This window comes from Streptomyces sp. NPDC005761, assembly GCF_040630635.1.
Lineage (GTDB): Bacteria > Actinomycetota > Actinomycetes > Streptomycetales > Streptomycetaceae > Streptomyces.
Genome location: NZ_JBEXXX010000036.1, coordinates 1 through 14,635, shown reverse-complemented (window position 1 = coordinate 14,635; position 14,635 = coordinate 1). Strand labels below are relative to the sequence as shown.

General features: G+C 71.5%; 15 protein-coding genes. 11 read left to right on the top strand and 4 right to left on the bottom strand.

Annotated elements, in window-relative coordinates; translation table 11 throughout:
- The first annotated feature begins 146 nt into the window (after positions 1-146).
- A complete protein-coding gene (locus tag ABZ434_RS27020) occupies positions 147-944 on the top strand; it encodes a tyrosine-protein phosphatase (RefSeq protein ID WP_359142027.1) in 798 nt (265 codons plus the stop codon).
- A gap of 155 nt (positions 945-1,099) precedes the next feature.
- On the opposite strand, the gene ABZ434_RS27015 is transcribed toward ABZ434_RS27020, so the two are convergent.
- Both ABZ434_RS27015 and ABZ434_RS27010 read right to left on the bottom strand, forming a co-directional pair.
- A complete protein-coding gene (locus ABZ434_RS27015; protein WP_359142025.1) occupies positions 1,100-1,666 on the bottom strand; it encodes a hypothetical protein in 567 nt (188 codons plus the stop codon).
- On the bottom strand, positions 1,663-2,238 hold the full coding sequence (locus tag ABZ434_RS27010; protein ID WP_359142023.1) for a hypothetical protein: 576 nt from the start codon (positions 2,236-2,238) through the stop codon (positions 1,663-1,665). Before ABZ434_RS27010 ends, ABZ434_RS27015 begins: the two co-directional genes overlap by 4 nt.
- Positions 2,239-2,476: 238 nt before the next feature.
- Here ABZ434_RS27010 and ABZ434_RS27005 point away from each other — a divergent pair, with 238 nt between their 5' ends.
- The 3 genes from ABZ434_RS27005 to ABZ434_RS26995 all read left to right on the top strand — a co-directional run bounded on the left by ABZ434_RS27005 (position 2,477) and on the right by ABZ434_RS26995 (position 4,065).
- A complete protein-coding gene (locus ABZ434_RS27005) occupies positions 2,477-2,878 on the top strand; it encodes a DUF1992 domain-containing protein (RefSeq protein WP_359142021.1) in 402 nt (133 codons plus the stop codon).
- Between the two features lie 52 nt (positions 2,879-2,930).
- Positions 2,931-3,422: a GNAT family N-acetyltransferase gene (locus ABZ434_RS27000; RefSeq protein WP_359142019.1), complete on the top strand. Its 492-nt coding sequence runs from the start codon at positions 2,931-2,933 to the stop codon at positions 3,420-3,422.
- Between the two features lie 127 nt (positions 3,423-3,549).
- Complete coding sequence (locus ABZ434_RS26995) at positions 3,550-4,065, top strand: DUF6328 family protein (protein WP_359142017.1); 516 nt, start codon at positions 3,550-3,552, stop codon at positions 4,063-4,065.
- A 12-nt stretch (positions 4,066-4,077) separates the two neighbouring features.
- On the opposite strand, the gene ABZ434_RS26990 is transcribed toward ABZ434_RS26995, so the two are convergent.
- Together ABZ434_RS26990 and ABZ434_RS26985 are read right to left on the bottom strand one after the other, a co-directional pair.
- Positions 4,078-4,905, bottom strand: a complete 828-nt coding sequence (locus tag ABZ434_RS26990; protein ID WP_359142015.1) for a VOC family protein — start codon at positions 4,903-4,905, stop codon at positions 4,078-4,080.
- A 167-nt stretch (positions 4,906-5,072) separates the two neighbouring features.
- Positions 5,073-5,405, bottom strand: coding sequence for a DUF6479 family protein (locus ABZ434_RS26985; protein ID WP_359142013.1), 333 nt, complete (start codon positions 5,403-5,405; stop codon positions 5,073-5,075).
- Positions 5,406-5,604: 199 nt separating this feature from the next.
- Here ABZ434_RS26985 and ABZ434_RS26980 point away from each other — a divergent pair, with 199 nt between their 5' ends.
- The 7 genes from ABZ434_RS26980 (at position 5,605) to ABZ434_RS26950 (ending at position 14,556) form a co-directional block, all read left to right on the top strand.
- Positions 5,605-5,997 (top strand): hypothetical protein, encoded by a 393-nt coding sequence (locus ABZ434_RS26980; protein WP_359142012.1) that lies wholly within the window; start codon positions 5,605-5,607, stop codon positions 5,995-5,997.
- 96 nt (positions 5,998-6,093) lie between these two features.
- Positions 6,094-6,660: a 2Fe-2S iron-sulfur cluster-binding protein gene (locus tag ABZ434_RS26975; RefSeq protein WP_359142010.1), complete on the top strand. Its 567-nt coding sequence runs from the start codon at positions 6,094-6,096 to the stop codon at positions 6,658-6,660.
- The gene (locus ABZ434_RS26970; RefSeq protein WP_359142008.1) at positions 6,657-7,658 is read left to right on the top strand and encodes a xanthine dehydrogenase family protein subunit M; all 1,002 of its coding nucleotides are present in this window, start codon (positions 6,657-6,659) and stop codon (positions 7,656-7,658) included. The genes ABZ434_RS26975 and ABZ434_RS26970 overlap by 4 nt, the downstream gene beginning before the upstream one ends.
- Positions 7,659-7,778: 120 nt before the next feature.
- Complete coding sequence (locus ABZ434_RS26965) at positions 7,779-9,878, top strand: xanthine dehydrogenase family protein molybdopterin-binding subunit (protein ID WP_359142006.1); 2,100 nt, start codon at positions 7,779-7,781, stop codon at positions 9,876-9,878.
- Positions 9,879-10,068: 190 nt separating this feature from the next.
- On the top strand, positions 10,069-10,572 hold the full coding sequence (locus ABZ434_RS26960; RefSeq protein ID WP_359142004.1) for an ATP-binding protein: 504 nt from the start codon (positions 10,069-10,071) through the stop codon (positions 10,570-10,572).
- A 178-nt stretch (positions 10,573-10,750) separates the two neighbouring features.
- Positions 10,751-12,163 (top strand): NADP-dependent succinic semialdehyde dehydrogenase, encoded by a 1,413-nt coding sequence (locus ABZ434_RS26955; protein ID WP_359142002.1) that lies wholly within the window; start codon positions 10,751-10,753, stop codon positions 12,161-12,163.
- Positions 12,164-12,198: 35 nt separating this feature from the next.
- Positions 12,199-14,556, top strand: coding sequence for a phosphoketolase family protein (locus ABZ434_RS26950; RefSeq protein WP_359142000.1), 2,358 nt, complete (start codon positions 12,199-12,201; stop codon positions 14,554-14,556).
- Positions 14,557-14,635 lie beyond the last annotated feature (79 nt).

The following is a 14,635-nucleotide window of genomic DNA, read 5'->3' as shown; positions in this document are numbered from 1 at the left end:
TCTCATGGCGTTCCCCTTCGGCGTGCCCCGCCCCCGTTCGATGATCACCGGCGTTTTACTTTGTCGATTTCCCGACATCATGCGACTTTTGATCCGGCCAGGCCGAAATCAATTCGGATACGTGTCGGGAAAAGAGGAATGTCATCGTGCAAACCGCCAGGGCCGTCCCGGCAGCCTCTGTTCTCAATCTGCGGGATCTGGGCGGCATCGCTCTGGGGTCCGGCCGGCAGGTGCGGCGGGGCGTGGTGCTGCGGTCCGGTCAGCTCGGCGGCCACGACCCGGTGCACGACGCGGCGGTGGCAGCGCTCGGTATCCGTACCGTCGTCGATCTGCGGACCGCGGACGAGCGGGCCTCGGTTCCCGACCGCCTGCCGCCGGGCGCTCGGCTGTTCGTCGCCGACGTCCTCGGGGACGACCCGGGCGTGGCTCCGGCCAGGCTGCGTGCGCTGCTCGCGGATCCGGTCGAGACCGAGCGGCTCCTCGGGGGCGGGAAAGCCGAGGAGATGTTCGCGGAGACATACCGGCAGGTGGTGCTCTCGCCACGAGCGGCGGCCGCCTACCGGGCGTTCCTCGAGACGGCCGCGGACGATGCCGCGCGCCCCGTGCTCTTCCACTGCACGACGGGCAAGGACCGCGCGGGCTGGGCGGCGGCTCTGCTGCTCCTTCTCCTCGGCGCGTCACGTGATGCGGTGAGGGAGGAGTTCCTCGCGGTGAACCCGGTGATGCGGGTTGCCTTCCGGCCGTCCGTGCAGAGCTATCTCGACGCGGGCGGCGACCCGGAGATCGCCTCCGCGATCATCGAGGTCCGGCCCCGCTACCTCGATACGGCGCTGGACGCCATGGACGAGCGGTGGGGAGGGATCCAGGGGTACGCGCGCGACGGGCTGCGCATCCCCGAAGCCGCGCTGCTACGGCTGCGCGAACTCGTGGTGTCCGCCCGGTGAGCTGAGCCCGAGCGGCCGGAGTCTGCGCTGATCACGGCATGCCTTCTGCCGCCCGCGCGTGTGCGCCGACGGCAGAAGGGAAGCCTGCGGCAGAGCCGAAGGGTGTAACCCTGCGTGGAGGTCCGCCCGTGAGCCTGCGTGGGCGACTGCGCGCCTCACACGTTCAGCAGTCGCTCCGTGAGGTCGCGGTAGTGCTGCAGGGTCACCCGCAACTCCTCGGTCCGCAGGGCGGGATCACCGTCCCGTCCGGCGGTGCCGAGCGAGCGCCGGTGCTCCTCGAGTGCTTCCGTGAGGCCGGCCACCACGGTGTCGAACGTCCTCTCGGCCTCCTCGACAGCCCGGGTGGGGCTCTCGACGAACTCGCTCACCGCGTGCTGGAGCCGCTCGGAGAGGCGGTCGTGGGCGTCGCCGGGGAAGAGGGGGCGCGTTGCGCCAGGCGTGCCTCCCCCGGACGGCCGGCGGTCGGATGCGGGGGCCGCCGGAATGCCGTCGCCGGGCAGGGGGGCGGCAGCGGGGGTCTTCGTGTGTGGCTGCCCTGCCGGGGGGTCGTCGGGCTTCCGCCCGGTACCTGTTGCTCCGGCGCCCGTGGGGCCGGCGTCCACCGCGAGGGAGTCCGTCACGTGGTGGTCGGAGGTGCGGCCGGGGGCGGCGGCCCGGGGCTTCTTCGCCACCTCGGGGACCTCGGTGGGCATACGGGGAATGGATCCGGTGTCGCGTGTCATGCCTTGCCACTTCCTTCCGCGTGGTGCGGGTGCCGGTGAACCGGCCGGTCGGTGCCGTTCGAGACGAGGACGTTGAACAGGCCGCGGGCCTCCAGGAGTGCCTCCCGCAAGTCCTCCGTACCGCCGTCGCCCTGTTTGGCGTCGTGCACCCGGCGATAGCCGTTGACGTGTTCGGCGTGGTGGACGGAGAGCGCAGCGCTCTGCTCGCCGAAGTCCCGGCCGTCGGGGAAGCCCAGATCGCCGGCCAGTTCGGCCAGCAGTGCGTCCGCGTCGGCGACTGCCTGCTGCGGCGCGTCCACGAAGCCGCCCTCGATCCGCTGCCAGCGGTCCGCGTACTGTGCGCGCGCCTCGGGCGTCAACGGGCGCTCGTGCAGGGAGCGGTGCCGCTTCAGCCGCTCCTGCAGTTCGCGTTCGGCGGCCTTCGCGTCGCCGTGGTGGTGCGCGACGGTCCGGTCGTACTCCGGCCCGAAGCGGCGCCGCATCCCCTGCCCACCGCTCCGTCGTGCGTAGAGGAAGGCCAGTGCGCAGACCGCCACCAGGGCGATCGCGACGATGATCACTACGGTCGTCATGGTCACCACTCCTTCCGGTTCCCGGTCCGCAAGTCGCTGTGCTCCACTCTCACCATCCCCTTCGGATCGTCCCCGGCGCCGTATCGGCCGGGGCGTGCTGCTCGTGTACCCCGCCATCGGCATCCAAGGCGCGGAGCTTTGCCGCCGGTCTGTTCCGGACGGGCTCCGGCCGCTGCCGCACGGCCTCTCGGTATCGTGGAAGGGCTGCATCACGCGCATCTGCGAGAGGGGCATCACGGTGACCGAGCGCAAACCCCCGGACGTCAGCTTCGAATCGTGGGTCGACAAACAGATCCGGGAATCCGAGCAACGCGGTGACGTCTCCCAGCTGCCCGGATTCGGGAAGCCCCTCGAAGGGCTCGACCGTCCGTACGACGAGGCGTGGTGGATCAAGGCGAAGATGCAGCGTGAGGGCATGTCGGTGCTCCCGCCGTCGCTGGCCCTGCGCAAGGAGGCGGAGGACACCCTGGCCGCCGTGCCCCGGACGCGGACCGAGGCCGAGGTGCGGCGGATGCTGGACGCGGTGAACGAGAAGATCGCCGCGGCTGTCAGGCGGCCACTGCCGGGACCACTCCTGAACCTCCGGCCGTTCGACGTCGAGGCCGTCGTCGAGGAGTGGCGGACGGCCCGCTCTGCCTGAAGCCCCCGGCGGTGGGTGCTTGGCCCGCTTCCGGGTACGTAATACTCGGTACATGAGATCAGGCATTACGTCGCGCGCGCGCCGGGCGCTGGGGGAAGACATCGGGATCAGGCGGGCCGGTGCACGGGACGCGAAGCGCCTGACCCGCCTGGTCCGGACCTCCCGTGCCTACGAGGGGCCGTACGCACCCATGGTCGCCGGATACCGGGTGGGTCACGACTACGTCGAGACCCACAGGGTCTTCGCGGCCGTCGGCGCGACCACCGGCCGGGTGCTCGGCTTCTACTCCCTGCTCCTCGCACCGCCCGAGCTGGATCTCATGTTCGTCGCCGACGAGGCGCAGGGCGCCGGGATCGGCCGTCTGCTCATCGGGCACCTGGTGGGCGAAGCCCACGGGGCCGGCCTCACAGAGGTGCGCATCGTGTCGCATCCGCCGGCCGAGGGTTTCTACACGAGTGTGGGCGCCCGCCGGACCGGAACCGTGCGGGCCGCACCTCCCGCGGTGATGTGGGACCGGCCCGAACTGGTGCTGCCGGTCGGCTGAGAGGCGGAGCCGGCGCACCGCGGCAGCCGTCCCGCTCGCTGGAGGGGCCCCGGCCCGGCAGCCGGTCTACGGTGTGGAAAGGGCACGTCACGTACAGGAACTGCCCGTATCCGGACGGAGGCCCACGGTGAGCTCATCCGAGGAGGAGCACGGCAGGGACCGCGGATGGGGGCGCAAGGAGACGGAGGAGGAGCGGGCGGACCGCCGGTGGACCGATCTGCTCCAGGAACTGCGCGTCGCCCAGACCGGCGTGCAGATCCTCTTCGGCTTCCTGCTCGCCGTCGTCTTCCAGCCGCGCTTCACGGACCTCTCCGACACCGATCGCACGATCTACGTGATCACGGTGATGTTCGGCTCCGCCACAGCGGGCGCGCTCATCGGCCCGGTGTCGTACCACCGGCTGCTCACGGGGCGGCGGATGAAGCCCCAGACGGTCACCTGGGCTTCACGCCTGACCGTGATCGGGCTGGTCCTGCTGTTCTGCACGATGTGCTCGGCGCTCCTGCTGATCCTGCGGGTGGCACTGCACAACGCCCTCGCCCTCTGGCTGGTCGGCGGGATAGCACTGTGGTTCCTCGTCTGCTGGTTCGTCTTCCCGGCCCTGGCGCTGGCCCGCTCCCACGGCCGGCGGGGGGAGAGGTGACGGCACCCGGAGTCACAGCCTGCCGACGGCCCCGGCGTCGTGGACATCCGTGAGCGTGAAGAGCCCGCCGTCCGGGTCGACCAGTGTTGCCTCGCGCCCCTCGGGACGGGTCACCTCCTCGACCAGGGAACCGCCGCGCTCCTGCGCGGACGCGACAGCGGCGGTGACGTCCTCCACCGGGAAGTTCACCTGCCAGTGCGGACGGACCAACGGGTCGGGGGCCGCCTCGACCGCACCCGAACTGATCCGGGCCAGCTGACGCCCGCCGCACTGCACGATGACCTCGTCCGTCGCGTACCCCACCTCGCAGGAACCGGGCCGTCCGCTCGCCCAGTCCAGGACCTCGCCGTAGAAGATCGCGGCGTCGAAGGCATTGCGGGTACGCAGCCGCAGCCAGGCGTGCGAATGGCCGTCGGGGGCGGGTGGCGACGTCGCGGGCGCGGTCCGTTCCCAGATGCCGAACCCCGCGCCGTCGCGGTCGGCGGCGAGTGCGCCGCGCCCTTTGCCCAGCGCCAGCGGGCCGACCGCCACGGTGCCGCTGCGCTCGCGGATCCGGGCGGCGGTCGCATCGGCGTCCTGGACGGCGAAGTAGGGGGTCCACGCCACCGCGACGTGGAAGGTGGTCGCCACGGCGCCGATCCCGGCCACGGGCACGTCCTCGCGGCGGGCGACGGAGAACTCCTGGCCGAGCTTGCCGGGCCGGAACGCCCAGCCCATCACGGGGCCGTAGAACGCCTGGGCGGACTCCAGGTCCCGGGTCATCAGATTGACCCAGCAGGGCGCCGCGGGCCCGGTCAGCGGCGCGCGCGCGGATGCCGTACCAGAGGTGCTTCCGGTCATGGTCCTACTGCCTTCATGGGGGGTGCGGCAGCTGTGTGCCGGTGGCCCGCGGTGGCCTCCACCAGCCTCTCCGCGCCGGGCCGCTCCCGCAACACGCGGCTACGCGGCCGCGGGGGCCCGGGGTCTCCGGAACGGTGGCAGGCCGTTCCGGAAACCGGTGGGGCCGTTCAGTCGCGACGCTCGTCGTTGTCCCGGTGAATGGTCTCGCTCCCGTGATCGCCGAGTTCGTAGGGCGAGAGCCCCCGGCCGTCGGCGGGGAATTCGTCGTCACCGTGGACGTTGCGCTCCTCCACGTGTGTGCGGTGGTCCGGCGCCGACGGCTGTTCCTCGGGCCGCGGTGGCGGCAGCTCCTGGTCGCGCCGCCGCTTGCCCAGCCAGAAGGCGCCGATCAGCACAGCCACCAGGACCACGCCGACAACGCCCATCACCGCCCCGGTCGCGCCCCGTCCGTCCGCGAGGGTGATGGCCAGGGAATTCAGGGCTCCATTCGATACATCCATGCTTGCCGGATACCCCAGGGCGAGGACCTCACGCAGCTCTGACATCGAATTCATGTTTTAAGTGGATATAGCCGTCGAAAATGTTTGGAAGGACATGGGCTGTCCCTCCACGGGTACCCGCAGGGCTTCCGGGCCGCCCGTGTCGCAGGCGACCGCCTGCGGGGCGAGCCTGGAAGGGACCCCTTGGGAAGGAACCGCGGTGAACAGCACACAGGAGAAGCAGCAGTCCGAGGAAAGCCGGGACGGCCGCGAGGTGTCGGTCGTGATCAGCGGGTGCGGGAAGGACGATGCGCGCACGGTCTTCGACGTGCTGCGGGCCGCCTTCGCCACCGACCGGGCCTCGGTCGACGTCCCCCAGGACGTCAGCGGGAAGCGGCCCACGGCCTGGGTCGTCACCGTCGATGTCACCGAGGCCCGGGTGGTGTCCGTCCCGGTACGACTCGGTGAGCCCGTCACCGCTGACGTACAGGGCGGCTACTGGGCGGTCGACCGGCTCCGGAAGAGCCTCACGGGTGCCTTCACCGTGCGGGTCGTCGGCACCGTCTCCGGTGACCAGGAGGAGGAGGTCCGGCTACGGCTGGAGAACAAGTAGGCCGAACGCTACGCCGGCTGCCCGCCCTTCATGACGCGGAGCCGTTGTCCGACTGGTAGAAAGCAGACAAAACTACCTCTCGAAAGGTGCCGTCACGTGGACCCGACCAGCCGGGGGAGGGGCGGCGAGGGGGAGGGACGGGCAACCGGCCACCATTCCACCCTCACCCTGACCATCAACGGAACCGAGCACACCCTGACGCTCGACCACCGCACCACCGTCCTGGACGCCCTGCGCCTGCACCTGGGCCTGACCGGGGCCAAGAAGGGCTGCGACCACGGGCAGTGCGGCGCCTGCACCGTGCTCGTGGACGGCCGACGGGCCAACAGTTGCCTGCTTCTGGCCGTCGCCCAGGACGGGGCCCGGATCACCACGATCGAGGGATTGGGCGACGGCGACCGGCTGCATCCGCTCCAGGAAGCCTTCCTGGAGCGTGACGCGCTCCAGTGCGGCTACTGCACGCCCGGGCAGATCTGCTCGGCCGTCGGCGTCCTCGGGGAGGCGCAGGACGGTTTCCCGTCCCACGCCACGGCGCACACCGCGCCCGTCGCCGGCCCGGTGGTCCTCGACGACGCGGAGATCCGTGAACGGATGAGCGGCAACCTGTGCCGGTGCGGGGCCTACCCCCGTATCGTCGAGGCGATCGGGGATGTCGCCTCGTGAAGCCCTTCGCGTATCTGCGCGCAGCCTCGGTCGCCGAAGCGGTCCGCGAGAGCGCCGACCGTCCCGGTTCCCGGTTCCTCGGCGGCGGCACCAATCTGGTCGACCTCATGAAGCTCGGTGTGGAGAGCCCCGGCCTCCTCATCGACGTCAGCCGGCTGCCCCTGGACCGGGTGACGGACACCGCCGACGGCGGACTGCGCATCGGGGCCACCGTCCGCAACAGCGATCTGGCCGCCCATCCCGCGGTGCGCACGCGCTATCCCGCCCTCTCGCAGGCACTGCTGGCCGGAGCCTCGGGGCAACTGCGCAACACCGCCACCACCGGCGGCAATCTGCTCCAGCGCACCCGCTGCCCGTACTTCCAGGACACGTCGAAGCCCTGCAACAAGCGGGACCCCGGCAGCGGCTGCCCGGCCAGGGAGGGCGCCCACCGCGACCTCGCCGTCATCGGTCACTCGTCCGAGTGCGTCGCCACCCACCCTTCGGACATGGCCGTGGCGCTCGCCGCCCTCGACGCCGTGGTCCTCCTGCACGGACCGGACGGCGAACGGAGTGTGGCCGTCACGGATTTCCACCGGCTGCCCGGGGACGACCCGAGCACGGACACCGTGATCCGGCCGGACGAAATGATCACCGAGGTGGTCCTGCCTCCGCTCCCCGACGGCACCGTCTCCCTGTACCGCAAGGCACGCGACCGCGCCTCGTTCGCATTCGCCCTGGCCTCCGTGGCAGCCGTCCTGCGCGTACGCGACGGGAGGATCGAGCACGCGGCGCTGGCGTTCGGCGGGCTCGCCCACCGGCCGTGGCGGGCCCGCACCGCCGAGGAGGCGCTGCGCGGCGCGCCGGCCGCCGACGCCGTGTACCTGAGCGCGGTGGACGCCGAACTCGCGGCGGCCCGCCCGCTGCGCGACAACGCGTTCAAGGTGGTGCTGGCCCGCCACCTGGCCGTCGACGCCCTGGCCGCGCTCGCTGACGCTCCTGAAGAGGACGGCTCCTGAGTCCCTCAGGACGCCGACCGTGCAGCCCCAGGCGCCTGGGGCTGCCGGCTCCTGAAGACGGCAGCCTCCGAAAGTGCCGGCCCCTGAAGAAACCGCCCCCGAAGAGCCGAGGACCCCGTCATGAGCCACGCACCCCAGCCGCTCGGCGCCCCCGTCGTCCGCCGCGAGGGCCGGGACAAGGTGACCGGCGTCGCGCGCTACGCCGCCGAGCGCCATCTGCCCGGCTGTCTGTACGCCTGGCCGGTGCCCGCCACCGTGCCCCGCGGCCGGGTCACCGCGATCCGAACCGCCGACGCCCTCGCCCTCCCCGGTGTCCGCGCCGTCCTCACCCACGAGAACGCGCCGCGGACCAACGAGCCGGACGACCCGATCCTCGCCGTCCTCCAGAACGACCACGTGCCGCACCGGGGCTGGCAGATCGCCCTGGTGGTGGCCGACACCCTCGAAGGCGCGCGGGCAGGTGCCGAAGCACTCCGGATCTCCTACGCCACCGAAGAGCACGACGTCGTCCTCACCGGGGACCACGCAGGCCTGTACACGCCGGAGACCGCCAACGGCGGCTACCCGGCGGTGCGTGAACGCGGCGATTTCGACCGCGCCTTCGCTGCGGCGCCCGTACAGGTGGACGCCACGTACACGACCGGGCCGCTCCACAACCACCCCATGGAGCCGCACGCCTCGACCGCCCACTGGTCGCAGGACGGGCACCTCACGCTGTACGACTCCAGCCAGGGCGCCACCAAGGTGCGCGACAGTCTCGCCACCGTGTTCGGGCTCCGGCCGGACCAGGTCACCGTGGTGTCGCACCACGTCGGCGGCGGGTTCGGCAGCAAGGGCACTCCACGCCCCCAGGCCGTGCTCGCCGCCATGGCCGCGCTCCACACGGGACACCCCGTGGAACTGGCCATGCCACGGCGGCACATGGCCGCTGTCGTCGGCCACCGGGCACCCACCGTGCAGCGGGTCCGCCTCGGTGCGGAGAACGACGGGACCCTCACCGCCGTGGCCCACGAGGTCGTCACCCACACCTCCACCGTCAAGGAGTTCGTGGAACAGGCCGCCGTCCCGGCCCGCGTGATGTACGGATCCGAGCACAGCCGGACCGTCCACCGGGTCACCGCGCTCGACGTCCCGAGCCCGTCATGGATGCGCGCCCCGGGCGAGGCGCCCGGAATGTACGCCCTCGAGTCAGCCGTCGACGAACTCGCCTCGGAGCTCCGGCTCGACCCTGTCGAACTGCGGCTGCGCAACGATCCTGCCGCCGAGCCCGACTCCGGTAAGCCCTTCAGTACCCGCGGACTGGCCGCCTGCCTCCGGGACGGTGCGGCACGCTTCGGCTGGGACGGCCGGGACCCACGTCCGGGAGTGCGCCGGGAAGGCACCCTGCTGCTCGGTACGGGCGTCGCCGCCGCCACGTACCCCGTCTATGCGAGCGCCTCCCACGCCTCGGCGCACGCGGCCCCCGACGGCTCCTACCGCATCGCCGTCAACGCCACCGACATCGGCACCGGCGCGCGGACCGTCCTGGCGCAGATCGCGGCACGCGTGCTGGAGACGCCGGTGGAGAACGTGACGGTCGACATCGGCGACAGCGACCTGCCGGACGCCCCGCTGGCCGGCGGCTCCTCGGGCACCGCGTCCTGGGGCTGGTCCGTGCACAAGGCGGCCGAGGCCCTCGTGGAGCGGATGGGCGAGCATTCCGGACCGCTGCCGGCCGGCGGGGTGACCGTGACGGCGGACACGACCGAGGAGACGGCGGCCGAGTCGCCCTGTGCACGGCACGCGTTCGGGGCCCACTTCGCGGAGGTCGCGGTCGACTCCCGGACCGGTGAGGTCCGGGTGCGGCGGATGCTCGGGGTCTTCGCCGCCGGTCACATCCTCAACGCCCGCACCGCACGTTCCCAGTTCATCGGTGGCATGACCATGGGACTCGGCATGGCCCTGACCGAGGGCAGCTCCCTCGACCCGGAGTTCGGCGACTTCACCGAGAGTGACCTCGCCTCCTACCACGTGCCGGCCTGCGCCGATGTGACCGGCCTGGAGGCGTACTGGATCGACGAGGACGACCCGCACCTCAACCCCATGGGCAGCAAGGGCATCGGCGAGATCGGCATCGTCGGCGCGGCCGCGGCCCTCGGGAACGCGGTCCATCACGCCACCGGAATCCGGCTGCGCACCCTCCCGCTCACCCCGGACCGGCTGCTGTCCGCCCTGCGCTGACGCCGGTGGACCTGCCCGGACCGCATATCGGCCGGTCACCGGGGGTGCGCGGCCGGATGTGTTGCGCAACCGGCCCTGTGGCCTCACCCTGAGGAGTGACCCAGAAGTGACATCTGCTCACTCTTCGTATTCGGGGGTCGTTCGTTCAACGGGGCGAAGCATGTGGGCCTCGATGTGAGGAGCCTCGACGATGACCGTTCCACTCGACCGGCACTATCTGGTCGAACTCCAGGTATCGGCAGAACGTGTGTCCCAGCTGCGACGCATAGTCGCCGCACATCTGCGCCACTGGAGTCTCGAACTCCACGTCCGGCCCGTGTGCCGCGCTGTGGAGGAGCTGCTGACCAACGTCCAGCGGCACGTCGGTGACGACAACACCTGTGTCCTCGAACTCCGCTGGTCAGGACGGCACCTCACGGTCTCCGTCGCCGACAACGGATCCGATATGCCGCGGCTGCTCCACGAGGGCGGCGGCCTGAGCCGGGTCATGGCCCTCAGCGACAGCTGGGGCACCTGCCGGACCGCCGAGGGCAAGGTCGTCTGGTTCACCCGGTACGCGCAGGAGCCCCAGCACATCGAACTGGTGCCGCTGCCCCCGCTGCCCGGAGTCCGCGAGTTCCGCCGGACGCCGGCGCTGGCCGCCGAGCTGCCCACGGCCCCCCCGGCCCGGACCGACGCCCCTGCCCTCGTCTGAGGCGCGGCACGGATCGGCCCCAGGCACCCGTACCACCCCCACTGCCCCTTCCGGCGCGGATCGCATGCCACTTGCATGCATGGTCCGCGCCGGTCGGGTATGCGGGAGGCGGGGCCCGCGTTGCGCCGCCGCTCGCGGCGCGGCACGGTCGAAGTACCGAGGCAAGGAGGCCACAGTCATGCCCATCGCGACGGTCAACCCCGCGAACGGCGAGACCCTCAGAACGTTCGACGCCCAGGGGGCGGACGAGATCGAGCGGCGGCTAGCCGCCGCGGACGCCGCCTTCCGGGAGTACCGCACCACCACGTTCGGCGAACGGTCCAGGCTGCTGAACCGGGCCGCCGACCTCCTCGACGAGGACCAGCAGGACATCGCCCGCACGATGACCCTGGAGATGGGCAAGCCCCTCAAGGCCTCCAGGGCCGAGGCGGCGAAGTGCGCCAGGGCCATGCGCTGGTACGCGGCCCATGCCGAGGAACTCCTCGGTGACGAGCACCCCTCGCCCGCGGACGTCGAGGACTCCGGTGCGTCCCGCGCCTACGTCCATTACCGGCCGCTGGGCACCGTGCTCGCCGTGATGCCGTGGAACTTCCCCCTCTGGCAGGTCGTGCGGTTCGCGGCCCCCGCGCTCATGGCCGGCAACACCGGTCTGCTGAAGCACGCATCCAACGTGCCGCAGACCGCGCTGTACCTGGGCGACCTCTTCCACCGGGCCGGATTCCCGGCCGGCTGCTTCCAGACCCTGCTGGTGGGCTCGGGAGCCGTCGAGGCGATCCTGCGCGACCGCCGGGTGGCCGCGGCCACCCTGACCGGCAGCGAACCGGCCGGACGCGCGGTGGCGGCCGTGGCCGGGGACGAGGTCAAGCACACCGTCCTGGAACTCGGCGGCAGCGACCCCTACCTCGTTCTGCCCTCGGCCGACGTCGCCAAGGCGGCCCGCACCGCCGTCACCGCCCGGGTCCAGAACAACGGGCAGTCCTGCATCGCGGCCAAGCGGTTCATCGTGCACACGGAGGTGTACGAGGAGTTCTCCGAACGCTTCACCGTGGGGATGCGCGACCTGACCGTCGGAGACCCGCTGGAGGAGACCACCGACATCGGTCCCCTCGCCAGCGAACAGGGGCGCACCGACCTGGAGGAACTCGTCGACGACGCCGTGCGGCAGGGTGCCACCGCCCTGTGCGGCGGCGGCCGGCCCGAGGGGCTCACCGGCGGACTGGAGCGGGGCTGGTTCTATGCGCCGACCGTCCTGTCCGGGATCACTCCCGCCATGCGCATCCACCAGGAGGAGACGTTCGGCCCCGTGGCCACCCTCTACCGGGCCGAGAGCCTCGACGAGGCCCTGGAACTGGCGAACGACACGCCGTTCGGCCTCAGTTCCAACGTCTGGACCCGCGATCCCGAGGAGAGCCGCCGCTGCATCAGGGACCTGGAGGCGGGCGGCGTGTTCTTCAACGGCATGACGGCCTCGCACCCGGCGCTGCCGTTCGGCGGGGTGAAGCGCTCCGGATACGGACGTGAGCTCGCCGGTCATGGCATCCGCGAGTTCTGCAACGCCACGACCGTCTGGTACGGCCCCGACCCGCGGTAGCCGGCCCCACTGCACCCGTCCGCTGAGAGGTGACCATGAGCGACGCCCCGCCGTCCTCGTCGACGACCGGCCCGACCGACGAAGAGATCGCCGCGCTCGACGCGCACTGGCGGGCCGCCAACTATCTGGCTGTCGGCCAGATCTACCTGATGCGCAATCCGCTGCTCACCCGGCCGCTCGTCCCCGAGGACATCAAGCCCAGACTCCTCGGCCACTGGGGAACCTCGCCGGGGCTCAACCTCGTGTACACGCACCTCAACCGCGTCATCGCCTCGCGCGGGACCGACGCGCTGTGTGTCTGGGGCCCCGGACACGGCGGTCCCGCCGTCCTCGCCAACTCCTGGCTGGAGGGCAGCTACTCGCAGACGTACCCCGACGTCAGCAGGGACGAGGCCGGCATGGAGCTGCTGTTCAAGCAGTTTTCCTTCCCCGGCGGCGTGCCCAGCCACGTAGCGCCTGAGACCCCGGGCTCCATCCACGAGGGCGGCGAACTGGGCTACGCCCTGGCCCACGCCTACGGCGCCGCACTCGACCATCCGGACCTGCTGGTCACCTGTGTCATCGGCGACGGCGAGGCGGAGACTGGACCGCTGGCGGGCTCCTGGCACGCCAACAAGTTCCTGGATCCCGTCCATGACGGGGCCGTCCTTCCCATCCTCCACCTCAACGGGTACAAGATCGCCAACCCGACCGTGCTCGCCCGCCTCCCCGAGGCGGAACTCGACGCGCTGCTGCGCGGCTACGGGCACGAACCGCTGTACGTGGCGGGGGACGACCCCCTCACCGTGCACCGGGCGATGGCCGCCGCCATGGACCGTGCCGTCGACCGCATCCGGGAGCTCCAGGGAGCCGCCCGGACGGGCCGCGACACCGGGCGCCCGCAGTGGCCGATGATCGTGCTGCGGACGCCGAAGGGCTGGACCGGACCCGCCGACGTCGACGGATTGCCCGTCGAGGGCACCTGGCGGGCCCACCAGGTCCCGCTGCCCGGGGTCCGTGACAATCCCGAGCACCTGCGTCAGCTGGAGCGGTGGCTGCGCTCCTACCGGCCGGAGGAACTCTTCGACGCCGGGGGCCGTCCCACGGAGCAGGTCCTCGCCTGCGTGCCACGAGGCGAGGCGCGGCTCGGCGCCACCCCGTACGCCAACGGCGGCCTGCTCCTGCGCGATCTGCCGGTTCCGGACCTCGAGGCGCACGCCGTCCAGGTGGACAGGCCCGGAGCCGGCACCCACGAACCCACCCGGATCCTCGGCGGCCTGCTGGAGGCCGTCATGGCCGCCACCGCCGACCGGCGGGACTTCCGGGTCGTCGGCCCGGACGAGACGGCGTCCAACCGCCTCGACGACCTCTACGAGGCCACCGGCAAGGCCTGGCAGGCCGGCACGCTCCCGACGGACGAGCATCTCGCCCGCGACGGCCGTGTGATGGAGGTCCTCTCCGAGCACCTGTGCCAGGGCTGGCTGGAGGGCTATCTGCTCACCGGCCGGCACGGACTCTTCTCCTGCTACGAGGCCTTCGCCCACATCGTCGACTCCATGGTCAACCAGCACATCAAGTGGCTGCGGACCTCCAGGCGGCTGCCCTGGCGCCGCCCCATCGCCTCCCTCAACTACCTGCTCACCTCACACGTCTGGCGCCAGGACCACAACGGCTTCTCGCACCAGGACCCGGGCTTCGTCGACCACATCCTGAACAAGAGCCCCGAGGTCGTCCTGCTCTCCGTGGCCGACCACGCACTGCGCAGCCGGGACTACGTGAACGTGATCGTGGCGGGCAAGCAGCCCGGCTTCGACTGGCTCACCCTCGATCAGGCCCGGGCGCACTGCGCACGCGGTGCGGGCGTCTGGGAGTGGGCGGGCACCGAGGACGGCAGCCGTGAACCCGATGTCGTGCTCGCCTGCGCCGGAGACGTACCCACCCTGGAGACCCTGGCGGCCGCCGGTCTGCTGCGTCGGCACCTGCCGGAGCTGTCCGTGCGGGTGGTGAACGTCGTCGACATGGCGCGTCTCATGCCCCATGGCGAGCATCCGCACGGGATGCCGGACTCCGAGTACGACGCCCTGTTCACCCGCGACAAGCCGGTGATCTTCGCCTACCACGGCTACCCCTGGCTGATCCACCGGCTGGCCTACCGCCGCACCGGACACGCCCAGCTGCACGTCAGGGGCTACAAGGAGGAGGGCACGACCACCACGCCCTTCGACATGGTGGTCCGCAACGACCTCGACCGCTACCGCCTCGTCATGGATGTCATCGACCGCGTCCCGGGCCTGGGTGTCCGTGCGGTGGCGGTGCGCCAGGCGATGGCGGACACCCGGGCCCGCCACCACGACTGGATCCGCGCCCACGGGACGGATCTGCCCGAGGTGTCCGACTGGACAGTGATGATGTGAGTGGTGGTTCTGCTGATGCGTCTGACTCGCCGACTGACTGACGTCTTCGACTGTCTTGTTTGGGATTTGTCGGTGCGTC